18 protein-coding genes, 2 tRNA genes and 1 other annotated feature are annotated in these 21,826 nt (G+C 52.9%); of the genes, 7 read left to right on the forward strand and 13 right to left on the reverse strand.

Annotated elements, in window-relative coordinates:
• Positions 1-126: 126 nt before the first annotated feature.
• Positions 127-969 carry a hypothetical protein gene (locus RB298_RS01645; protein ID WP_192569334.1) on the reverse strand — a complete coding sequence of 281 codons (843 nt, stop codon included), beginning with the start codon at positions 967-969 and terminating at the stop codon, positions 127-129.
• A 361-nt stretch (positions 970-1,330) separates the two neighbouring features.
• On the opposite strand from RB298_RS01645, the gene RB298_RS01650 reads away from it, so the two are divergent.
• Positions 1,331-1,404 (forward strand) — tRNA-Arg (locus tag RB298_RS01650).
• 724 nt (positions 1,405-2,128) lie between these two features.
• On the opposite strand, the gene RB298_RS01655 is transcribed toward RB298_RS01650, so the two are convergent.
• Together RB298_RS01655 and RB298_RS01660 are read right to left on the reverse strand one after the other, a co-directional pair.
• Complete coding sequence (locus RB298_RS01655; protein ID WP_486045422.1) at positions 2,129-4,930, reverse strand: DEAD/DEAH box helicase family protein; 2,802 nt, start codon at positions 4,928-4,930, stop codon at positions 2,129-2,131.
• Positions 4,931-5,081: 151 nt separating this feature from the next.
• Positions 5,082-5,525 (reverse strand): GNAT family N-acetyltransferase, encoded by a 444-nt coding sequence (locus RB298_RS01660; RefSeq protein WP_486045424.1) that lies wholly within the window; start codon positions 5,523-5,525, stop codon positions 5,082-5,084.
• Positions 5,526-5,657: 132 nt separating this feature from the next.
• On the opposite strand from RB298_RS01660, the gene RB298_RS01665 reads away from it, so the two are divergent.
• From RB298_RS01665 to RB298_RS01675, 3 genes are all read left to right on the forward strand, one after another.
• Positions 5,658-6,086 (forward strand): EamA family transporter, encoded by a 429-nt coding sequence (locus tag RB298_RS01665; RefSeq protein WP_486045426.1) that lies wholly within the window; start codon positions 5,658-5,660, stop codon positions 6,084-6,086.
• Positions 6,087-6,230: 144 nt separating this feature from the next.
• Positions 6,231-6,995: a class I SAM-dependent methyltransferase gene (locus RB298_RS01670; protein ID WP_486045428.1), complete on the forward strand. Its 765-nt coding sequence runs from the start codon at positions 6,231-6,233 to the stop codon at positions 6,993-6,995.
• A gap of 58 nt (positions 6,996-7,053) precedes the next feature.
• Positions 7,054-7,278 (forward strand) — a binding site (T-box leader).
• A gap of 58 nt (positions 7,279-7,336) precedes the next feature.
• Positions 7,337-9,199 carry an arginine--tRNA ligase gene (locus RB298_RS01675; protein WP_192569337.1) on the forward strand — a complete coding sequence of 621 codons (1,863 nt, stop codon included), beginning with the start codon at positions 7,337-7,339 and terminating at the stop codon, positions 9,197-9,199.
• Between the two features lie 84 nt (positions 9,200-9,283).
• Here RB298_RS01675 and RB298_RS01680 read toward each other — a convergent pair whose 3' ends face one another.
• The 3 genes from RB298_RS01680 to RB298_RS01690 form a co-directional block, all read right to left on the reverse strand.
• Positions 9,284-9,724 (reverse strand): hypothetical protein, encoded by a 441-nt coding sequence (locus RB298_RS01680; protein ID WP_096775385.1) that lies wholly within the window; start codon positions 9,722-9,724, stop codon positions 9,284-9,286.
• 61 nt (positions 9,725-9,785) lie between these two features.
• On the reverse strand, positions 9,786-10,250 hold the full coding sequence (locus RB298_RS01685; RefSeq protein ID WP_096775384.1) for a GNAT family N-acetyltransferase: 465 nt from the start codon (positions 10,248-10,250) through the stop codon (positions 9,786-9,788).
• Positions 10,251-10,522: 272 nt separating this feature from the next.
• Positions 10,523-10,596 (reverse strand) — tRNA-Arg (locus RB298_RS01690).
• Positions 10,597-10,755: 159 nt separating this feature from the next.
• Between RB298_RS01690 and RB298_RS01695 the strand changes: the two genes are divergently transcribed.
• Entirely contained in the window at positions 10,756-11,052 is a 297-nt protein-coding gene (locus RB298_RS01695; protein WP_015733988.1) for a magnetosome magnetite crystal formation protein family, read from the forward strand.
• Positions 11,053-11,102: 50 nt separating this feature from the next.
• On the opposite strand, the gene RB298_RS01700 is transcribed toward RB298_RS01695, so the two are convergent.
• The 3 genes from RB298_RS01700 to RB298_RS01710 all read right to left on the reverse strand — a co-directional run bounded on the left by RB298_RS01700 (position 11,103) and on the right by RB298_RS01710 (position 13,614).
• Positions 11,103-12,584, reverse strand: a complete 1,482-nt coding sequence (locus RB298_RS01700; protein WP_375120617.1) for a copper amine oxidase N-terminal domain-containing protein — start codon at positions 12,582-12,584, stop codon at positions 11,103-11,105.
• A 297-nt stretch (positions 12,585-12,881) separates the two neighbouring features.
• On the reverse strand, positions 12,882-13,247 hold the full coding sequence (locus RB298_RS01705) for a hypothetical protein (protein ID WP_036662602.1): 366 nt from the start codon (positions 13,245-13,247) through the stop codon (positions 12,882-12,884).
• A gap of 52 nt (positions 13,248-13,299) precedes the next feature.
• Positions 13,300-13,614, reverse strand: a complete 315-nt coding sequence (locus tag RB298_RS01710; RefSeq protein ID WP_096775382.1) for a hypothetical protein — start codon at positions 13,612-13,614, stop codon at positions 13,300-13,302.
• Positions 13,615-13,776: 162 nt separating this feature from the next.
• Here RB298_RS01710 and asnB point away from each other — a divergent pair, with 162 nt between their 5' ends.
• On the forward strand, positions 13,777-15,621 hold the full coding sequence (gene asnB / locus RB298_RS01715; RefSeq protein ID WP_096775381.1) for an asparagine synthase (glutamine-hydrolyzing): 1,845 nt from the start codon (positions 13,777-13,779) through the stop codon (positions 15,619-15,621).
• Between the two features lie 74 nt (positions 15,622-15,695).
• Here the strand turns inward: asnB and RB298_RS01720 are convergent, their stop codons facing one another.
• From RB298_RS01720 to RB298_RS01730, 3 genes are all read right to left on the reverse strand, one after another.
• Positions 15,696-16,328 carry an XTP/dITP diphosphatase gene (locus RB298_RS01720; protein WP_015733983.1) on the reverse strand — a complete coding sequence of 211 codons (633 nt, stop codon included), beginning with the start codon at positions 16,326-16,328 and terminating at the stop codon, positions 15,696-15,698.
• 4 nt (positions 16,329-16,332) lie between these two features.
• Complete coding sequence (gene rph, locus RB298_RS01725; RefSeq protein ID WP_015733982.1) at positions 16,333-17,091, reverse strand: ribonuclease PH; 759 nt, start codon at positions 17,089-17,091, stop codon at positions 16,333-16,335.
• 115 nt (positions 17,092-17,206) lie between these two features.
• Positions 17,207-18,265, reverse strand: a complete 1,059-nt coding sequence (locus RB298_RS01730; RefSeq protein ID WP_486045433.1) for a GerMN domain-containing protein — start codon at positions 18,263-18,265, stop codon at positions 17,207-17,209.
• A 166-nt stretch (positions 18,266-18,431) separates the two neighbouring features.
• On the opposite strand from RB298_RS01730, the gene RB298_RS01735 reads away from it, so the two are divergent.
• The gene (locus RB298_RS01735) at positions 18,432-18,995 is read left to right on the forward strand and encodes a phosphatidylglycerophosphatase A family protein (RefSeq protein WP_015733980.1); all 564 of its coding nucleotides are present in this window, start codon (positions 18,432-18,434) and stop codon (positions 18,993-18,995) included.
• Between the two features lie 368 nt (positions 18,996-19,363).
• On the opposite strand, the gene RB298_RS01740 is transcribed toward RB298_RS01735, so the two are convergent.
• Complete coding sequence (locus RB298_RS01740; protein WP_096775378.1) at positions 19,364-21,808, reverse strand: glycogen/starch/alpha-glucan phosphorylase; 2,445 nt, start codon at positions 21,806-21,808, stop codon at positions 19,364-19,366.
• Positions 21,809-21,826 lie beyond the last annotated feature (18 nt).

The raw sequence follows: 21,826 nt of genomic DNA on the forward strand, positions 1-21,826 counted from the left end.
ATAATTCACGTGGTCGACGCAATAATGTATCACGTACCGAATAACCACTATAGTATAAACAACATTAAATCCTTTTTCAAGGGCGAACCCTTATGCCGCGATACCGTAAACGTTTTCCAGCTCTGGCTAATCTTCCACGCCTGCAGCGACGAATTGCTTGAGAGATCGATAGGCTCCCTCATAGCGGAACCGCATGGTGTCCGTGATGCCGTAAAGCGGGCGGATTTCCTCCTCATTGCGAAAACCTTTCAGGCTCTCCGACACGATGTCATGCAGCGCTGCGGCCCATATATCGAGCGTGGCTTCTTCTTCGTCCAGCATGGAATGGTAGTCCTCCGTGCCGTAAATCGCCATGATGAACTGGGACCATAATTCCTGGGCAAAATAAAACAGCGTCGGCTCATGAACCTCGGTCTGATCCGCAACGCGCTCCAAAATCCTCGTAATCGCGTCCGGGAAGCCTCCCGGATCCAAGGGAACCGTATCGATCTCGATCTCGACGGCTTCCTGCCCGCGATGAAGGCTTACGTGCCCTTCCATCCCTCTTCTCCGGAGCGTTTGCAGCACCCGGAATTGCAGCAGGGGATGAAGCGGCGTATCATGCAGCCATTCGACCAGAATCGCGTCGATCTCCGGACGGTCCAGATAAGCGAGCTGTTCCAGCGCCAAAATGGTCTGCTCCGTCAGCGGCCCGGTCATGACCGAAGCCAGCAGCTTGTCGGCGTATCCGGCATCCTGGGCAACCTTGTCCCTGACCATCTGCCTAGCCATCTCGGACTCGTCCGGATCATCCTCGTCAGCCTCAGCATCGAAATCGACCGAACGGGGCATGGCCTGTTCCGGAAATGCGGCTTCAAGCCATTCGAGGAGCGAGTTCCACTCTTCATAGTGCCGTTCGTTCTGTCCCCCGCACTTCAGCAGAAAACGCAGCACTTCCATCGCTTCACCGTAACGTTCGTTCTCGAGCATAACCGTAAGCTGAATCTGGTAATAATCCAGCGTCTTCGGAAACAGGATGATGTTCTTATCCTCTTGTTCTTGGGAGTAAGAGTCCTTGATAAGGACACCTCCTTTCTGGTCCTGTTTTTCGTATTCGTTGATTATAGCATATGTACTGCCAAGTTTAAAAAAGGGCGTAACAGCTTGCGTGCATCATGCCCTTGGCAACATAAAGACGGCGATCCCCAGTTTTTCGTGCGTATATTTTATCAATATAACCCGATATGATACTCGAATAATCTTGCAAATCCGAAAAACTTTATGTCATAAAATAATGATTGAATTTCTCCTGTGCATGTGATAATATATTTTTTGCTTGAAAAATTTCTATGTCCCAGTAGCTCAGCTGGATAGAGCAACGGCCTTCTAAGCCGTCGGTCAGGGGTTCGAATCCCTTCTGGGACGTAAAAAGAAGACACCGTCACATGACGGTGTTTTTTTATGTCTCGTGAGGATGAGAACCCCTAGAAGGGGTTCGTCGAAGCCTACGCTTCGGGAGGATTGCTTCGCAGTCGGCCCGAAGGGCCGTATCCCTTCTGGGACGTAAAAGAAGACACCGTCACATGACGGTGGTTTTTTTATGTCCCGTGAGGATGAGAACCCCTAGAAGGGGTTCGTCGAAGCATAGACTTCTGGAGGATTGCTTCGCAGTCGGCCCGAAGGGCCGTATCCCGACTAGGAAGCTACCATCGGTAGCTTTTTTTGTATTCCAGAAGGGTGATGAACCCATACTTGAGTTTGTTGGAGCCTATGCTTCTGTAGAACCAATTCCCAATCGGCCCCAAGGGCCGTATCCCTTCTGATGCACTATCGACATTCTACATATGAACATCATGGTGGCCGATTCCAATACGACATACACCCTAACACGACTTTGGCGGACCGTAGGTTCGTTATTTCATCAAAAACGGCCCGATTTAGAAATTAGCGGACACCACAGCCGTTATTTAGCTAATTCACAGTCAAATTACCCTCATTTTCATGAATAACGGACTTCTGGTCCGCTAGCATACCTGTATGAGGGTTTTTCCCTCAATTAACGGCCCCTGGGTCCGTTAAGGCAGCGCAGCACGGTGCATCACACCCCATCCCATGACTCCCTCCACATTCCGCGAACACTCCGGATCCTCTACCTCCAAGCACTAACCCGCTCCGATTTCTTCACGAACATGGAGGACAAAGCCCGCGTTCGCGCGGTCAGGAGCATTTTTCTGCCTTCCGGCGTACGGGTGTAGACCAGCTCGGCCGGACCGATATGCTTGCGCCACAGCCGGGCAAAGCGTTCCGCATGCTCTTTTCGACGTCCGATTTCCTCCGGTACGGCATGGTAATCCCGCCTGGTCGCAAACCGGCCCCGCGATTCGCGGTACAAAAGATAACGCGGGTTCTCGATCGGGTCCAGCACCTGCTGCAGCGAATTCAGGAAAAGCGTCTTCTCCTGGGTGGTTCCGTCTTTTAGCCAACACACGACGGCTCCTCCTTCCTCCTCCGCCCTCAACCGGTGAAGGCTTGGCTCGGTTTCGACCAGCCCCATATCGTATAGCGCCGTATACACGACGAGAGCCACTTCTCGAATGCTCCGCTCCAGCGATTGATGACGCATTACCATTTTGACGGCTTTAAATATCCAAGGACTGGATACGATCAAGGCAATGGCGGCCGAGAATAGCAGGCTGAACCAAGCCGGCGCGTCCGATTGAAGCAAAACCGGCGACGTTAAGGTCTCCATGAAGGCGCCCAGCCCCAAACCAACGGCAAAAGCAAGCACGGCCTTTACCGTATGCGAGAAAATCAAAGGCTTAGGAATACGCTCCCGATCCACCGTCAGTTCCTCCGTCATGGAGCTGTGAAGGGCAATCGCCGAATTCCATCGCTCCTTCAAAAGATGCCGCTGCCTCGCCCGCTCCCATGTGTCGCGGTTATAGGCGCTGATGCTTTCTGCGGTTTGGTTTTTCCGAAGATCAAGTCCCATGCGCTCCATGCCCGACTCTATGGTTTGATGCGAGATCGATAGACCGACGAGAGATCGAAATCTGCGCGCAAGCGAGCTCAAATCCTCGCCCCCATCGATTTGGGCGGTATCGACGCATGCCAGATGCCAGATCGCTCCGGCCTTATACGGGTTCCCGCGTTGGGCCCGAATCGCCCGTCCCCGCATCTGGTTGGACAACATGAACGAGCCTACATACGATGCCATGATCAAGGAATTGATCCCGGGAGCATCCCATCCCTCGCCCAGGAGAGCCGCCGTACCGATCAGCACCTGAATGCCCCCCTCTGAAAACACCTCCGTTATAATGGCGACGATAGCCGAGCGATTTGCATCGCGAACATCCATCGTTACATAACGGCCGTCATGGGCAAGGGGACGTTCCGACAAGCGGAGGCCCCGTCGATCGGCGCAAGCCCTGGCCAAAGGCATAGCCGTCACCGGGAGCACCACAAAGGAGCCTGTCAAAATACCGATGGGCAACTCGCGATCGCCCCGTGACCCGCTTTTCTCCGCTAGCTGCCTGCGGATCAGCTCAAAAATCGGAACAACGCCGAGCCGATTCAGCGGCTTCTCGTCGTCCGCATCCTTCGGCAGGTCCTCCTTGCGGATATAATCGGTCAAGATCACCATCCGCATGCTCTCCCCCAGCATGGAGCGCTCGAATTCAAGAATGCGACCGATGCCGTGCAATTTCGAGACGCTCTGGACCAGCATTTTATCAATCGCAGGCGTCGATCTCATATACACCTTCCGCCGTTCAATCATCCCCAACCGGCTGAGCCTCTTCTGCAACGCCTTTAACTCCGGCAGTCCGCGATCAATATGGGCGTCTTTATACAGCATGCCGCCAAGGAGCTCCTCCAGCCACTCCTCCGTAAAGTCGGGCGCTTCCTTCTCTTCCATGCCGAGCAGCTTCACCCCCTCCTTCCAGATCGGCCGATTGGCCGCTCGCAGATAGAGCACCATGCTGGAGTAATACCCCGGGGAGGACAAAATGTCCTCCATGTACGCCTCGGACCGTGTTATCCAGGGGTGATGTACGATCAAATCCGCCAAAAACTCATCTCGGACCAACTCGTCTTTGACCTGTTGTGCCTGCATTCGAAATTCCCGCAGTTTAGCGGCCTCTTCATGAGTTGGCCTTGTCAGGCTGATATAATCCTGATGGGGACACAACTCCCCATGGCGAACCAGCTCGGGCACGCTGATCTCCTCGTCGATAGGGCCGCAAAGCTCGATATACCGCTGCCACTCCCTCGGATTGACATCGTATGGCGGAGTGGCCGTAAGCGCAATCTTGGTCGGCTCGTCCAGCATCTCGCACAGCTGCATGGCGCTTTGCCACCAAGACATTCGAAGATGATGCGCCTCGTCAAAAATGAGCGTATGATATCCCTGCTGCTTCAACAGTTCCAGAGCTTCTTGAGCCTCGGTGCCGTCCGTGATATCGTCCTCGCGGTCATCGTCCCTCCCGGCCGGTTCAGCCTCAGCGTCTTCCATGCCCGTATCCGAAAACTCCTGATTCTCATCACCGGTTTGGTCCGCTTGCACCATCCCCGCGATGATCTTCTTCTTCGCAGAAGTCGGCTGCCCTGCTGCACTAATCAGGCTGTGTAGGGCTTGGTAGGTCGTAATCGTCACCAATGCCGGTCGCTTGAGCGAGGTCGAGACCCACTCCGGCTGGACATCTTCGTCAAGAAACAGCTCCACCAGACGGCTTGCCCATTGCTGTTTAATGGTGATGGTGGGAGCCAATATTATCGTCGGGCGATTAATCCGAAGCATGACCTCCAGTCCAAGAACGGTCTTCCCCGAACCGGGCGGCGCCACCAGATGCAGTTGGCGATTCTTCAGATGATGGTCAAGCCCGTGAAGCACGCGCTTCTGATAGGAGCGCCAAGGATAGCGAAACGACAGGTTGCTCGGAAAAAACTTCATTGACTCCTCCAGTTTAGCTGCACTCCCTTTTTCATTGGATTGGTTAAAACATACCGTCTATCGATGTTTGTTCTTTCACCCAAAGATAGGCTGTGTTTCGAAAATACTATACTCGCGATTATCGTGGACTCGGCTGGGCCGATCTATGACATTACCGCAGCTGCATATGAATAAGCGGAAACGGCTTTCCGGTACCGTCGAGCTCCGAACGGCCGATCTGCACGAATCCGTATTTTTTATAAAAAGCGTGGGCCTTGGGGTTCTGTTCATTCACATCCACTTGAAGTCCGGGCCCCTTCAGCCGTTCGGCATGCCGGATCAATTTCGTTCCCGTCCCTTGGCCGTGGTGCAGGGGATCCACAAACAGCATCTCGATTTTGGAGCCGTCCAGTCCGATAAATCCAATCGCTTCCTGTTCCGTATTCAAGCATATCCAGATCTCCACGGACCTCAATGCCCCGCTTTGCATCATGCCATAATAGAAACGGATATCTTCCTCCGTCAGAAAATCGTGCGTTTGGGATACGGCACGAAGCCATAATTCCACCAGCTGATCATGGTAAGCTTCTGTATAAGCCGCGATATGATGTGTCATTTTTCATCCAGCCCTTTCCAAGTCGTTCAATCCTTTGAACATTCATGAGATCCTTCAAATTGCTCTATACTATTATAAAGGAATCCGCTACATTAATCAGAAACTTTATCTTGTCGAAAAGGAGAGGTACGCATGCCATTATGGCTTGTATACGCATTGCTGTCGGCAGTCACGGCGGCACTTGTGGCCATTCTCGGAAAAATAGGCCTGCAAAACATCGATGCCAATTCGGCAACGGCCATTCGCTCCGTCATTATGGCCCTGTTTCTGCTGGGGGTCGTAGCGGTTCAGGGGAAATTCTCGGAGCTCGGAGAAATTCTGGTTCAGAAAAAAGCACTCAGCTTTATTGTGCTCAGCGGCATCGCGGGCGCGTTGTCCTGGCTGTTTTATTTTCTGGCGTTAAAATACGGCAAAGTATCGCAGGTAGGTCCTATCGATAAATTGAGCGTGGTTATTGCCGTGATCCTGGCCTTTGTGTTTCTGGGTGAGAAGATCTCCTGGATTAACGCAGCCGGCGTTGCACTCATTGCCGTTGGCGCGCTTCTTGTTGCCGTTAAATAGTCCTCTACATAAAACCGCTGACAAAGCGGCTTTTTGTCCTCTCTCTTATTAGCTAAACCTATCAGCGTTATCGAATTTATATATTTCTAATTATAAGCCGATCATGTCACAATGAGGATAAATCATGCATGGAGGGGTGTTGTTATGTCAGAGCAAGTATGGAAACCTTACGATTACGATCGACAGCTATCGTTTGTATCTGCTTATGGAAAAGGAGCTGCAGAGCTGCTGGCGCCTCAACCCGGAGAACGGATTCTCGATCTGGGCTGCGGAACCGGCGACTTGACTCATGAAATATCCAAATCGGGCGCACATGTAACCGGCATGGATTATTCCAGCGAGATGATTGAGCGGGCCAAAAGCAAATATCCTGGACTTCCGTTTCTGACCGGGGATGGCGAGAACTTCGAAACCGAAACGCCATACGATGCCGTCTTCTCAAACGCGGCCCTGCACTGGATGAGGGATGCTGAAGGCGTGGTACGCTCCGTACATGGAGCCCTTAAGCCCGGCGGCCGATTCGTTGCCGAGTTCGGAGGCAAAGGGAATATTGACGGCATCTACCAAGCCTTGAAAACCGTGTTCGCCGATCATTATGGAATCGATGCGGACGCCCGGAATCCGTGGTATTTTCCTAGTCTTGGGCAGTATGCCAGCCTGCTTGAAGCCCAAGGGTTCCGCGTGCATCTCGCCCATCATTTCGACCGTCCCACGCGATTGTCCGAAGGCAAGGACGGCATAAAGCATTGGCTGCTGCATTTTGGCGATTGCTTTTTTGCCGGATTCTCGGCTGAATCGAAGGACGAAGCGATCGCTCGCATCAGCCTAGCTGCTCAATCGACGCTATGGCAAGAGGATGCTTTCTGCGCGGATTACCGGCGCCTGCGAGTATTTGCAGAAAAGATTTAGCCATTGGGGGGTTGCTTTTCTAAATAGAATGGTTATAATATGAAAAAACTTGAGAATATTATTTTCGTTGATTGGGAGAGTAACTGCACTGACTTTAGTCCAAGCGAGCCGGGAGGGTGGAAACCGGTACAAAGTCGGCCGTGAAGCGGACCCAGGAGATGGCCTTCCGAAGCACCATGCTGTAGGGAGCCCCGGCTTACGCCGTTATCGTATGAAGGTGGTTAGACCCTTGCGGGGTTTAACAACAAGAGTGGTACCGCGAGCACAAGTCCTCGTCTCTTTTGGAGATGAGGGCTTTTTTGGTTTTCCGAGTCGTTTTATTTTTTAAAGGGGGATTTACCGTGTTAAGTCATAAGATTATTTCGAGCCTTCAACAAGCCGTGAACCAGGTCTGCGAAGCTTACGGCACCAAACTGCCGGAGTCCACTCCGATCCGGATCGAGCAGCCTGCCAGCATGGAGCATGGGGATTACGCAACCAACGTTGCGATGCAGCTTGCGAAGGTGCTCCGCAAGGCTCCCCTGCAAATCGCCGAGCTGATCCAAGCCGAGCTCGAGCAGGACGCATCCTACAAACAGCTCGTCCGCTCGACTGAGATTGTCGCTCCGGGCTTTATGAATCTGCGCATCGATTGGGAGTATTGGGCGAGCCACCATTTTGAACTCCCCCCGGCAGCTAACGAAAAGATCGTCATTGAGCACACGTCCATCAACCCGAATAAGTCCGCCCATATCGGGCATCTTCGAAATTCCTGTATCGGAGATACGCTCGTGAGATTGATGAGGAAGCTGGGTTATGAGGTCGAGGTGCATAATTATATCGACGACCTGGGCAATCAGCTGGCGGATACGGTGGTCGGCTTGCTCCACACGCCGCTGACGAAGGAGCATGCCCGGTTCGGCGATTACTGCTGGGACGTGTATTCAAGCACCAATAAAGCCTACGAAAGGGAGCCGGGGCTGGTTCAGCATCGGACCGAGGTTCTGCACGCATTGGAAGAGGGCAATCAGAACCTTTCCTGGATCGGACTGCTCGTTGCCGAGCGAATCGTTAAGGAGCATCTTGAGGAGATGAAGCAGTTCGGCATTGAATACGATCTGCTTGTATGGGAGAGCAGCATTGTTAGGGAGGGATTCTGGGCGTCCGCGTTCGAGCTGTTGAAGAATACCCCGCTTTTCCATCAGGAAACCGAGGGTAAACTTGCAGGCTGCTGGGTGCTCAAGCAATCAGGAACCGAAGCCGGAGACGAGGCGGAGTCGGACCACAGCATCGATAAAGTGCTGGTGCGCTCCAATGGCATCCTGACTTACACCGCCAAGGACATCGCCTACCACTTGTGGAAATACGGCGTGCTTTCCAATGATTTTGTATATAAAAAATTCACCGACGAGGTTTGGACGACGAGTTCGCACGGCGAGGAGCGTTCTTACGGCAAAGCGGACATGGTCATCAACGTCATTGATTACAGGCAGCAGTACCCGCAGGCGATGGTGAAGCAGGCTTTGGAAGGCCTGGGCTTCCAACAAGAGGCTGAGAAACTGCGCCATGTCAGTTACGGCGTCGTCTCGTTAAGCCCTTCCGCTGCAGCGGATCTCGGCATCGATACTTCCGACGGTAAGGCATCCTATGCGATGTCCGGACGTCAGGGAATCGGGATCAAAATCACCGAGCTTATTCATCAAGTAGCCAAGGTCATCGAGGACACCCGATCCGATAAAAACGGTTTGTCCAGCCATGCGATCGCAACCGCCTCCATCCGTTACTACCTGCTTCGCTTTGCACTGCAAACAGAGGTAGTGTTCGATCTGAAGCAGGCCACTGAAATATCGGGGAATACGGGGGTGTATTTGCTCTATTCCTACGCGCGTGCACTCAGCGTGCTTAATAAGGCTCAAGAAGCCGAGGTTACGCCGTCTGTGCCTGCCCGGTTCCCTGCCATGGAAAAAGCGGAACATGCGCTGCTGCGGCATATCAGCACCTGGCATGATACCTTATATGCCGCCGGACGGGATCTATCTCCTAGTGCCATTTGCAACTTCACCTATGAGCTGTGCTCCCTGTTCAACAATTTTTACTCGGCATGCCCGATTCTGAAGGCGAAGGAGGAAGTGCTCCAATTCCGCGTATGGCTCACTTCCTTATTCAAGAACACCCTTGGCGAAGCGCTGGAGGTGCTGGGTTTGCCTACTCCGAGCCGGATGTAAATTCACTCTGATGAATGAGCGGATCATGCCTAATAAAAAAGCCACCGTACTATTATGTTGATCAAGTACGGTGGCTATCTTATTTTATTGCAATCCTCTGACGGTCAATCTGACCTGAACGCCGTCTGACGCCGGCTCTTCCTGCAGGGTCCAGTTGACAGCCAGCGCTTCCTTCAAGCGAGCCAACTGCTCCTTCTGGAGCTTCAATCCTTCAATGATGCCCTCGCCCACGCTGAAATCGGATTCCGAGCTGATGCGGAAGGCTTCCTCCAGCCAGATCTTCAACCCGTTCCGGGTATTAAACGTAATTTGGTACCCCTCGCTAACGGCTTTCTCCAAATCTTCCCCATGCTCTTTTGCGTAAGAGAATAATTCCTCATAGTGAAAATGACCGTTATTGGCGATCTGGAATCTCTCTGCGTCTCCTGAGCGCACAGCCTCCAGCAGATCGGAAGAAGTCAGCCCCGATTTTCTGGCATGCTCCAATAGAATGGCGGTATTCTGTGATATTTTAGTAAGCTGCATGCTCGATGCCTCCTCGATAGGGTTCGTAAAATATTTTTTCTTCTATTATAAGACCAAATGGCTAGGATGTCAGACTCTTCTCAAAACATAAACTATATTCGCACCCGATGTATTCGCCAAACGGTTCAATCTGGGCATACCCCAGCTTCTTGTAAAAATGAACGGATTCCTTCTGCGGTTCGCCTGTTTCCAGGCGCGAGAAACGATAGCCCCGCGTCTTCGCTTGTTCTTCCAGAAAGAGCAGGATCCGGGAAGCTACTCCCCTATTTCGATACGGGACATCCACGAAAAACCGTTTAATTTCAACCGATTCTGCATCCAGCGGCCGGATGGCTCCGCAGCCGACAGGCTGGCCATCATGGTAAGCCACCACGAATAGCGTTTCGTTTACTTTGGGATCGGCCAGATCCAGCCCGAATATCCCTTCCGCCGGGTATAACGTCGATAAGTAATCGTCCAGCTTCGCGATGAGCTCCTGAAGATCCTTGTGAGTCTCTCTTACCAAAGTCATAGTGATGTCATTCATCCCATGTATCCCTCCACTGTTCTAATCGTGTCACGAATACCTTTCTTTTTGCAAGAAAACCTTCAGGCCGACATCCTAACGAAGCATAGGCGCAGGCGAACCCCCAATTGGGGTTCTCATCCTCACGGGACGTTTCGTCCCAGTCGGGATGCGGCCTTCCAGGCCGACTGCGAAGTATTCCTACCGAAGCGTATGCGCAGGCGAACCCCAACTCGGGGTTCTCATCCTCACGGGACGTAAAAAACACCGTCATATGACGGTGTCTTTTTTTACGTCCCAGAAGGGATTCGAACCCCTGACCGACGGCTTAGAAGGCCGTTGCTCTATCCAGCTGAGCTACTGGGACATGTATGTATGAAAATGTTTTAAACAGTAACGAAGTATATTATATCGCATCTTTTGTTTTTTTCAAAGTACTTTTTTTCGGGTTGATCTCCTAACCGAATCAGGAGCCTGCTTACTGGGTAATATGTAAACATGAGAATGACTTCAGGAGCGTGATACCATGAGACAGCTTTTATCCTCTTTATCGTATTTCAGCATCTTCTTTGCACCGTTTATCCTCCCTGTCCTTGTATGGATTCTATCTCCGGACGCCTATGTGGCCAAGCACGCACGCCGCGCCCTGTTCTCCCATCTGTTCCCCGTTATAGCAGCGATCCCGTTAATCTACATGGCCGTGACCTCGGGCTCCTTCGGTTCCGTCATCGGATACCTCATTCTGTTCGGCATCATCTATTTCGGGGCTTTTGTGTATAACGTGATCATGGGCATTCAGGTGCTGAGGGAGCACGCTTATTGAACTTACCCCATAAAAAAGGACCATGCGCTTACCGCATGGTCCTTTTCGCATTATTTGGTCGTAATCAATACCATTTTCTCATTGCCGTCCCATTTCACTTCACAGCCCAGCGCGGATGCCACGAAACGCAGCGGTACCATCGTGGTGCCCTTCACCATCCGTGGCGCCGAATCCAGCGTGACGGTCTTCCCGTTAACGACCGCTTGCTTGGAGCCCATCTTCAGCTTGATTTGGGTCGAGTCTTTGGAGGAGGATACGCTTTGCGTCTTTTGGTCCCATTTGACCGAAGCATCGAGGGATTCGAAGATCGGACGCATAGGCACAAGAACGCTTCCTCCGACCATCACCGGCGACTGCGCATAAGATTGGAGCTGGCCGTTGATTTTGATGCGGATCGGCGCTTCTCCGATTTCTCTGCCGGATTGGTCATAATATTTCAGCTTCACACTTTTGACCCGAGTATCGTAATCAATGCGCAAGGTCGTCGTTTCATTGGCGGTCATGAACATGGAGTCCGTATCGGTTCCCAAGGAGCGTCCCTTCGCATCGTACGCCGTCGATTTCACGGTAATCCGTTGCGACACATCCCCGTTCTCCACGCCGATCGTAATGACAAGCTTGTTGTTGATGGTCGTTCTGCCCTCGGCTATGATTTTAGGCGTCTGGCTGTTGCCTGTCAGGAACACCTTCAGGTCGCTGATGGCTTTGCCGCCTTCCAGCTCGGCCTGGAAATTCGCGATTTCGTTGGATGAAAGATACCCGGACGTCGTGTTGACCTCCAGAACCTTGCCGCCGGCGTTGCTGCCGACAACGATGACGCCGGCCTGCCCGCCTTTATTCCGGTTTTGAATCGAACCGGTAACGATAAGCTTTCCGTTCTCCAGGCGGCTGCCGGATTGCAGCAGCTTCACGGCATCTTCAACCGGATCAACGACCGATACCTTTACGCTCTTGATCAGCTTCGCTGCTTTAAGCTCTACGACGAAGGTGCCGACATCGCTGCCGCCAAAGTAGCTGTCCGCCGATGTCACTTCGACCGCTTTGCCGGAAGCATCATACCCTACGGCGAGCATACCCACATTGTGCCCGACCGTAGAATTCTGCACGACGCCAGAAACGTTGACCACGCCGTTGCTCGTATAGTATCCGGATGCCAGCAGCCGCGCCTGATCACCAGCCGGTCCTGCCGGGAGCACTTCCACCCGCTTGACGCTGCTGCCGCTGTCAAGGTCCACTTCATATGTACCGATTTCGTCGCTCATCATATATTCGGAATCACCGACTGCCTCGAGCGCTTGGCCGTTTGCATCGTAACCGACAACATAGAATCCCGCTTCCGCTCCGGTTCCTCCGTTGCGAATGTCCGCCGTCACGCGCATCTTGCCGTTCACGAGCTCATGAGACGATTCAAGAACCGTAACGTTCTGCGTTGCTTCGGCGCTTGCCGGCATTTGCACGGATCCCAAGGTAAGCGACAACGCAAGGAATCCCGCTCCCCATAGCTTGACGATATGTTTATTCCATCTGCCCAATTCCAATCTCCCCTTGTTCATTATGTTAGTAGATGACACTAATCCAACATTATAGGGAGGATTCTCCAGTAATCATATAGAGGAAAAGCCCTATTTGTATCTATTTCGTAAACAAGGATACCGGATGGTCCATACTCCCTACCGCAGCGAAATCGAAATCGACAAGAAACCTATCTTTGTTCGACCTTTTTTGCAGAACTGCGTAAAAACCCCATGCAATCTTTCATAGATGAACCTGCACATGCAAAAAGAGATCTGCCGATGGTATCCGGTCAGATCTCTTCGTTCGTCAAAGCTCTAGAAATATTGAGGGCCTTCGCTGAGCCGCTGGTTCAGCTGCTCATATAGCTGGCCTGTCGAAAGCAGCTGCTGCTTGAATGCATCGCGGTCTTCCTCTGCCGTGGACTGAACGTTGTTCTCGAATGCTTCGTCCGTGGCATCCACAAAAGCATCATGCATGCTGTTGTCGAACCAGTCCACCTCCATGCTGGCGTTGCTGCGGACAATTTTCACCAGCTCGTAGCCTCCCAATGGGGAAGATGGCGTCAGATAAGCCAGCAATGCGCTTTCTCCTTCCGCGGCAGGATAGACTTCTACCTCTGCGCACGGGGCGCCGTTTACTTCCGTAATCCGGCGGATTTTTGCATCTCTGATTGCATACATCATACATTCTCCTTCATCAAGATGTACTGGGACAGCACGATCCTTCATATTTTCATGTCAAATCGGAGAGCAGCCGCAGCTCTTCCATTTGCTGGCGCGTAGCCGGCGTACCCAATTGATAAATGGTTCGATACACCTTGTCCAAGGAAGATTGAAACAGGGCGTTGGCGCTTTGTTGCGGCGTATCCGGCCAAGGAAACATGTAGCCTGTAGCTTCTTCGTCCTTCTCCTGCATCATATCCAGTTCAATCCGAACTTGATCGGCCTCTTCAGGCGTTGCTTCGATCTCCCATTCATAAGCGCTCGCTCCCTGCTCGGTCAGCACGGACCGGCTCTGCACGGAAACATAATAGGTTGACTTCTCCATGGACGCATCTCTCCTTCTCTTTGATATTCGTCCTCTTTCTTAGTTTTCGTAAAAGGACAGACATTTTATGCCTTCCTTCGGCATATATCTGTATCACTTTGGCGACGTAGGATGAAAAAGAGTGGACAGCGTATGACAAAGACAAAGAGAGGATGAACCGTCATGTGCGGAATAACCGGTTTTATACAATGGAGCGGCGATTTGACGCAGGACTCGCAGCTGCTGGTAAAAATGACAGAAAGTTTGGCTCACCGCGGACCTGACGGATCCGGCACCTGGATTTCCAACCCGTGCGCATTCGGTCACCGAAGACTCAGCGTGATCGACCCCGAAAATGGCGCTCAGCCGATGATCATTCATCAGGAAGAGGAAGTCTATGCCATTGTATATAACGGGGAATTATATAATGCTGCGGAGCTTAAAGACGAATTGGTACGACGCGGTCATCGTTTCAATACCAAATGTGACACGGAAGTTTTGTTAGTCTCCTATATCGAATGGGGCCCCGAGTGTTTGGAGCGCCTCAATGGAATATTTGCTTTCGCTATTTGGGACAGCGTCCGGGAACAGGTATTTTTGGCTCGGGACCGGGTGGGAGTGAAACCCCTGTTCTACAGCTATATTGACGGAACGCTTGTATTCGGCTCGGAACCGAAAGCGTTGCTGCAGCATCCGAAGGTGGAGCCCGTCGTAGGGGCCGAAGGGCTTGCGGAAGTATTTATTATCGGCCCGGCGCGTACCCCTGGACATGGCGTCTACAAGGACATATCGGAGCTCCGGCCCGGCATGGCCATGATCTTTAACCGGGAAGGCTTGCGCAAGTATACTTATTGGAAGCTGGAAAGCAAACCCCACGAGGATGATGCCGACCAAACGGCAAGCTTCCTTCGCGATCTTCTCCGCGACACCGTGGAGCGTCAGCTGGTCTCCGACGTACCGGTCTGCTCCCTGTTATCCGGCGGGCTCGATTCCAGCGCGCTTTCCTCGCTGGCCGTCGATTACTACAAGCGGACGGGCCAAGGACAAGTGCACACCTACTCCGTGGATTATGTGGACAACAACAAACACTTTAAGTCCCATTCCTTCCAGCCGGGAGCGGATGCGCCATGGATTAAACGGATGCACGAGGAACTGGGCACGAACCACCATTGGATCGAATTCGACACGCCCGAACTGGTAGAAGCACTGGATGTCTCCACGCAAAAACGGGATCTTCCGGGCATGGCCGACGTGGATGCTTCCTTGCTTCTCTTCTGCCGCGAGATTAAAAAAGGCGCAACCGTCGCCATATCCGGTGAAGCCGCTGATGAAATATTCGGCGGTTACCCTTGGTTCCACCGGGAAGAAATGCTCAATTCCGGTACCTTTCCGTGGTCCGTCGCGCCGGATATGAGAGCCGGGCTGCTGTCTGCCGAAATCCGGGACTGGATCAAGCCGCTGGAATACCTCGGGGACCGCTACTCCGATGCGGTAGCCGAAGTGCCTAAGCTGGACGGGGAGACCGGGCAGCAGGCCAAAATGCGGATCATGTCTTACCTCAATATCACCCGCTTCATGCCAACCCTGCTTGACCGCAAGGACCGGATGAGCATGGGCGTTGGACTGGAAGTCCGGGTACCCTATACCGATCACCGCCTAATCGATTACGTGTGGAACATCCCTTGGAGCATCAAAACGACAGGTGACCGGGAGAAGGGCATTCTGCGCAAGGCCCTTGAAGGCGTGCTGCCGGATGACGTCCTGTACCGCAAAAAAAGCCCGTATCCGAAAACCCATAATCCGAACTATCTGGCGGCCGTCAAAGCGCAGGTGCTGTCCATTCTGGATGACTCTTCTTCGCCGCTCCTGCCGCTCATCGATACCGCCCGGATCCGGGAGCTGGCATCTTCGCCTGATGCTTCCTCCAATCTGCCTTGGTTCGGCCAATTGATGTCAGGTCCGCAGCTGTTTGCCTACCTGGCCCAGGTTCATTTCTGGCTCAAAGAATATAACGTATCCATCCGTTAAGTCCTTATGGACTGCGACAAATCAAAAAAAACCATACCGGCACATGCCGGTATGGTTTTTTCGCGAATGGTATATCAATTAAGCGCCTGCAGGTCCGCTACAAGCTTTCGCAGCGCTTTTCCCCTGTGGCTGATCTCCTGCTTCTCCTCCAGGGAAAGCTCGGCCATCGTCTTCTCATGGCTTGGCAAATAGAAGAGCGGGTCATACCCAAAACCACCCGCTCCGGCAGGATCCGAAGTGATCCAGCCTTCAACGTTCCCCTCCGCCTCGAGCTTTTCTCCCGAGACCGGATCATACAGCACCAGAACACAGACGAACCGGGCCGGACTTAGCAGGGGCTGCTCAGTGTCCTCGCCGAGCCTTAACCGTTCGAGCTCGCCGAGCAGCTTCTCGTTATTGTCCTCGTCCGCGCCATGCTCACCCGCATACCTGGCGGAATAAACGCCGGGCGCGCCGTTCAGCGCATCCACACACAATCCGGAATCATCGGCCAGCACAGGCAATCCCAGTGCGTCACCGACTTCCTTGGCTTTTTTGAATGCATTGGCTGCGAAGGTTGCTCCATCCTCAACGACGTCAGGCAGATCAGGGTAATCGTACATGCTCTTTACATCCGTGCCGAAAGCAGCAAAAGCATGCGCGAATTCCTTGACTTTCCCCTGATTGCGTGTAGCTACAATGAGTGTATCTCCAAGTGTCAGTTTCATGGAATCAGACTCCGGTGCTCGCATTCACGGAACCGATCTTGGCCGCAATCGGGCCAAGCGCCTCCTGCTGACGCTCGATAAGCTCGCGGATCCCCTGTTCTCCCAGCTCCAGGATCTGATCCAGCTCCTCGCGGGAAAACGGGCTCTCTTCGCCGGTTCCCTGAACCTCAACGAATTTGCCGCTTCCGGTCATGACCAGGTTCATGTCCACCTTCGCCTTGGAATCCTCTTCATAGTTCAGATCCAGCAGCGCCTGTCCGCCGGCAATGCCCACGCTAATGGATGCCAGGTAGTCCGTGATCGGGAATACCGCTAATTTATGTTGTTCTGCAATTTTATTTACAGCTATGGCTAAAGCTACAAATGCTCCTGTAATGGAGGTGGTCCGCGTTCCGCCATCCGCCTGGATTACATCGCAGTCCAGCGTAATCGTCCGCTCGCCAAGAGCATGCAGATTCACAACAGACCTGAGCGCTCTGCCGATCAGCCGCTGAATTTCCATCGTCCGGCCACTGAGTTTACCGCGATTGGCTTCCCGTTGGTTGCGGGATTGTGTTGCGCGGGGCAGCATTGAATATTCAGCCGTCACCCAGCCCTTTCCTTGTCCTTTCAGAAACGGGGGAACTTTCTCGTCCACGGTTGCCGTAATCAGCACCTTGGTGTCTCCCATCTCGATGTACACGGAGCCTTCCGCATATTTATTCACATGGGTCGATAAATTCATCGGTCGGAGCTCATCGCTCTTACGTCCGTTAGATCTCATGTTTTCTGCCTCCTACTTCTTATCGCAATCCTGATTAGCATTCCCTATTCTACCAAAGTGCAGGCACAAAAGCACCTTTTGCGGGGGAAATTTCCCAAAGCTGGCGGAGAATCGGTCAGATCGAGATTTCGTTGATGAACTCCGGACGGCTGACGGGCTCGCTATAATTTCGGCTATCCGTTCCAACCACCTCCGTGAGATCGTTCATCCGGATTTTCACTTTGGCATCATCCGCATTCTCGGCTACGGTAAGCACGACGGCCTGCAGCAGCTCGGTCGGAACCTGCTCTCCCTGTTCAAACATGCTGTCCTGAAGCGATACGGTTACGGCTCCGTCCTCCCCTTTTTCAACCGCCGCAACGGTGGTGTCATCCGGGATGACCTCAACCAGTCCGTCGCCATACTGCGGTCCGCGAATCAGCTCGTTTAAGGCCGCCTTCACCGCGTCTTGTCCGGTTGGAACAAGTCTTGTGACCGGCACGTAGTACTGAATGCCTTCCGGCGTCACCGACGAGAAATAGACCGTGACCGGTGAAGAGTTCGTGTACAAGGCATCATCCGCTTTTTGAAGATTGATTCCCATCGAACGTGAAAGCGGACGGTCCAGCGGCGTGTGATTGACCGGCATTTCCGTCAGTTTGACGCCGTCCACCCATACCTGCATCTGCTCGATGCCTTCATGTCCTGTCAGCGTCCACGTCAACGCCTCCAGGATTCTCCGTTCATCTGCCGCTTTATATTCCGCAAATGATTTATTGAATTCGACGACCGCCAATTTGCTCTCCGGATCGACTGTCACGTTATGGACCTGCGTACCGGCAGGCAATACCGCCTGGAAGCCCTGTGGAACATAGCCCGCGTAACGGCCTCCGTTCACCAGCACTTCAAGGGATTCCTTCACCACGCTGGCGCCCTCCACCTTCGGAATGCCCAAGGTTACAGGTGCCAGCATCCCCCGTGCATCCGCAAGATATACCGTTGTCTGCATGCCGATGTCTCCTTGAGCCGCCGTGGATCCGGCCGTGTTCAGCATCTGCTTCTCCACTTGCGCAGGCGGCGGGTCAATCGCTTCCGATTGCTTCCCGGATAACATGCCGCAGCCGGACATCACGATCGGAACAGCAAGCAGCCCGGCGGCGGAAAGCCTGCGAAAAGTACGTGGATTACGTTTCATGTATTGTTCCTCCCTAACATTTTTTTGTACAGGTTGTACTCCTATGTATACGAGCCCTTTCCAAAAAAATAACTCTCAGTTTTGCCCTTTCTGGACAAAGGGGTGCGGAAAAAGTACAATCGTCGTAAGCATCTTCATCAACCACGAAAATGAGGTGAGTTCCATCATGGCAGAAAACGATTCAAACATTCCATACAGCCTGAACAGCAAGAAGGTAGCGGAAGCGACACGGAGCCTGCTGCATAAGCGTGGAATCAAGTTGGAGGAAATCGCGGAGCTGGTGATGATCCTTCAGAAAAAATACTACCCGAATTTGACGATGGAAGAGTGCATCGAGAACGTGGATGCCGTACTCAGCAAACGTGAAGTGCAAAACGCGGTGTTAACCGGCATTCAATTGGACATTTTAGCCGAGGAAGGCAATCTCATATCCCCGCTTCAAGAAATGCTCGCCAATGACGAAGGGTTATACGGCGTGGATGAAGTCCTGGCATTTTCCATCGTTAACGTGTACGGAAGCATCGGCTTCACCAATTACGGGTATATCGACAAACTCAAACCCGGCATTCTTGAGCAATTGAATGATAAATCAAGCGGCCGCGTACATACCTTTCTCGACGACATCGTCGGCGCGGTTGCCGCAGCCGCCAGCAGCCGGATCGCCCATCGCAAGCAAGCCGACCGGGAGATCGAGCTGTACGGTACGACCGAAGAGCTTCCAAAAGAATAAACCACTTCAAAAAGGGAGATTCGCTCAGCGTGCGAATCTCCCTTTTCCTGCCTTCCGGAAGAGTGCGGCTTATCCGCAACCGCAACCTACCATTTTCGAACCGACGGGCTGATTTCAAAGAATCATAGACGATAGCAGGTAGAAGCGCAGCCGGGATTCGGACCCGAAAGCTGAGTTTCTTCCTTTATAAGAAGGCTGGTCACCGCATGTAAAATCGGGCTGCCCCTTCACATCAATCGGTAAAATCTATCTAGTCATTTTTACGAGTCTCGATCATATGTTATGTTGAAGCACAATCCAATAGAGCACCTATGGAAAGCCCCGCCATTTCTATGACGAGGTTCTTTTATATGCATCGATATCGTAGACTATCCCTTCAGGCCAACCTTCACAGGCGAAACATTCCAGATGTCGGATGCATAGCGGTGAATCGTATTATCGCTCGAGAAATGTCCCGAGTGCGCGATATTGACGATCGACTTCTCGGTCCAGGACCGGGCATTCAAATAAGCATCATCAATGGCCGACTGGGTTGCGACATAACTGGCAAAGTCCTCTAACACAAAAAACTCGTCATTATGGTCCAGCAGGGACTGCAGGATCTGCCCAAACTCCAGCTCGTGGCAGCAGAACGGGCCCGAGGAAATCAACTGATTCAGCACGCGGGCGATTCTCGGGTCCTGCTCATACCGCTCCCTGGATACATAAGCTCCCGTCCTGTAATACGCTAACACGTCCTCCAGCTCCAATCCGAAGAGGAACATATTCTCTCTGCCGAGCAGCTCGAACATCTCCACGTTAGCCCCATCCAGCGTTCCGATGGTCAACGCGCCGTTCATCATGAACTTCATGTTTCCCGTGCCGGAGGCTTCCTTGCCGGCCGTGGAAATCTGCTCGCTTACGTCGGCTGCCGGAATAATCTTCTCCGCGAGTGAGACCGAATAATTTTCAAGAAACAGCACCTGAAGTTTGTCATTGACCTGCGGATCCTTATTCACGACATCCGCAACGACGTTAATGAGTTTGATGATGCTTTTGGCCAAATAGTAACCCGGTGCTGCCTTGGCGCCAAAAATAACGGTACGGGGAACGCGATCCATGCCCGGCTGATCCTTAATCTCGTTATACACATGCATGACGCGTAAAATATTCAGCAATTGCCGCTTATAGCCGTGCAGCCGCTTCACGTGCACATCGAATATGGAATCGGGATTGACCGCGATCCCTTGTTTATTCGCGATATAATCGGCAAGCCGCTCTTTATTGCTCCGTTTGATCCGCTGAATGCCCTGCTGGAAGGCGGAGTCGTTCCTCAGTCCCTTGAGCTGAATTAACCGACGCGGATCCGTAATCCATGAATCGCCGATACCATCGCAGATCCATTGACTCAGGCCGGGGTTGCTGTGCATCAGCCAGCGCCGGTGGGTAATCCCGTTCGTTTTGTTGCTGAAACGCTCCGGATACAGCTCATAGAATGGTTTCATGACCTGCGTCTTCAGCAGCTCCGTGTGCAGCGCGGCCACGCCGTTCACGTGATAGCTGCCCACGATCGCCAAATTGGCCATGCGGATCTGGTCGCTTTCCAAGATGGCGAGCTGGGAGATGCGCTCATGATCGCCAGGATAACGGTCCAGCAGCATGCCGCAGAAGCGCTTGTTGATCTCTTCGATGATCATGTAAATGCGCGGCAGCAGCTCACGGACCATGCCGGCAGGCCATTTCTCCAACGCTTCGCTAAGCAGCGTATGGTTCGTATAGGATACGGTACGGCTCGTGATGTCCCACGCCTCATCCCAGCCGAAGCCCTTGTCGTCGATCAGAATTCGCATCAGCTCCGGAATCACTAAGGTCGGGTGGGTATCATTGATATGAATGGCAACATGTTCGGGAAGCTCATGATAGGTTTTGCCCAGCTTGTCGAACGTTCTAAGAATGCTCTGAACGCCGGCCGAACAGAGGAAGTACTGCTGCTTGAGGCGAAGGAGCTTGCCTTCGTATGCCGAATCATCCGGGTACAAAAACTCCGATATCGATTCGACCGAACGGTTGTATTCCAAAAATTTATAATAGCTGTTATGATGATGGGCCGAACGGATTCTGGATATATCCGAGGCGGACTCGGCGCTCCACAGCCGCAGCGTGTTCACCTGCCCCTCGCAGTAACCGATGACCGGCACGTCATAAGGCACGGCCAGGACCCGTTCGTAGTCCGCCGTGCGAAACACGGTCCGCCCCTCCTGCACGTCCACCTCCACGCGGCCCCAGAAGCGAACTTCCACCGCCTTGTCTGCCCGACGTTCTTCCCAGACGTTCCCCCGCTGGAGCCAGTTGTCGGGCAGCTCCACTTGATGGCCGTCGATGATCTTCTGTTCGAACAGGCCGTACTTATACCGGATGCCGCAGCCATGGCCTGCATAGCTAAGCGATGCCAACGAATCGAGAAAACACGCTGCAAGGCGTCCGAGCCCCCCGTTGCCTAGGCCCGCGTCCGGCTCCTGCTCCTCGATCTCATTCAAATTCCATCCCAGTTCCATAAGGCCGCTGCGGACCATATCCAGCACGCCCAGGTTCAGCAGATTGTTGCCCATCAGCCGGCCGATCAAAAATTCAAGCGAGAAATAATACACCTGCTTCTGCCCGGTATCCCGGTATATCCGGTTGGCATCGGCCCATTCCCGTCCGACATATTCCCGGATCATGCCGCCGATGATTTTGTAAACATCCTCAGCCGTTGCTTCCTCAAGTCCCTTCCCCAACCGACTCACCAATTGCTCCATAAAGACCTGCTTGAATGTTTCCTTGTTGTTAAACAAAAGAAAGTTCCTCCTGAC

This window comes from Priestia sp. BR_2, assembly GCF_041954005.1.
GTDB lineage: Bacteria > Bacillota > Bacilli > Paenibacillales > Paenibacillaceae > Paenibacillus_AQ > Paenibacillus_AQ lautus_A.

Bases quoted from the DNA above. Each gene is read 5' to 3' on its own strand.
- RB298_RS01645 (WP_192569334.1), bottom strand. From the start codon at position 969: ATGCTCGAGAACGAACGTTACGGTGAAGCGATGGAAGTGCTGCGTTTT.
- RB298_RS01655 (WP_486045422.1), bottom strand. From the start codon at position 4,930: ATGAAGTTTTTTCCGAGCAACCTGTCGTTTCGCTATCCTTGGCGCTCC.
- RB298_RS01660 (WP_486045424.1), bottom strand. From the start codon at position 5,525: ATGACACATCATATCGCGGCTTATACAGAAGCTTACCATGATCAGCTG.
- RB298_RS01665 (WP_486045426.1), top strand. From the start codon at position 5,658: ATGCCATTATGGCTTGTATACGCATTGCTGTCGGCAGTCACGGCGGCA.
- RB298_RS01670 (WP_486045428.1), top strand. From the start codon at position 6,231: ATGTCAGAGCAAGTATGGAAACCTTACGATTACGATCGACAGCTATCG.
- RB298_RS01680 (WP_096775385.1), bottom strand. From the start codon at position 9,724: ATGCAGCTTACTAAAATATCACAGAATACCGCCATTCTATTGGAGCAT.
- RB298_RS01685 (WP_096775384.1), bottom strand. From the start codon at position 10,250: ATGAATGACATCACTATGACTTTGGTAAGAGAGACTCACAAGGATCTT.
- RB298_RS01695 (WP_015733988.1), top strand. From the start codon at position 10,756: ATGAGACAGCTTTTATCCTCTTTATCGTATTTCAGCATCTTCTTTGCA.
- RB298_RS01705 (WP_036662602.1), bottom strand. From the start codon at position 13,247: ATGTATGCAATCAGAGATGCAAAAATCCGCCGGATTACGGAAGTAAAC.
- RB298_RS01710 (WP_096775382.1), bottom strand. From the start codon at position 13,614: ATGGAGAAGTCAACCTATTATGTTTCCGTGCAGAGCCGGTCCGTGCTG.
- asnB (WP_096775381.1), top strand. From the start codon at position 13,777: ATGTGCGGAATAACCGGTTTTATACAATGGAGCGGCGATTTGACGCAG.
- RB298_RS01720 (WP_015733983.1), bottom strand. From the start codon at position 16,328: ATGAAACTGACACTTGGAGATACACTCATTGTAGCTACACGCAATCAG.
- rph (WP_015733982.1), bottom strand. From the start codon at position 17,091: ATGAGATCTAACGGACGTAAGAGCGATGAGCTCCGACCGATGAATTTA.
- RB298_RS01730 (WP_486045433.1), bottom strand. From the start codon at position 18,265: ATGAAACGTAATCCACGTACTTTTCGCAGGCTTTCCGCCGCCGGGCTG.
- RB298_RS01735 (WP_015733980.1), top strand. From the start codon at position 18,432: ATGGCAGAAAACGATTCAAACATTCCATACAGCCTGAACAGCAAGAAG.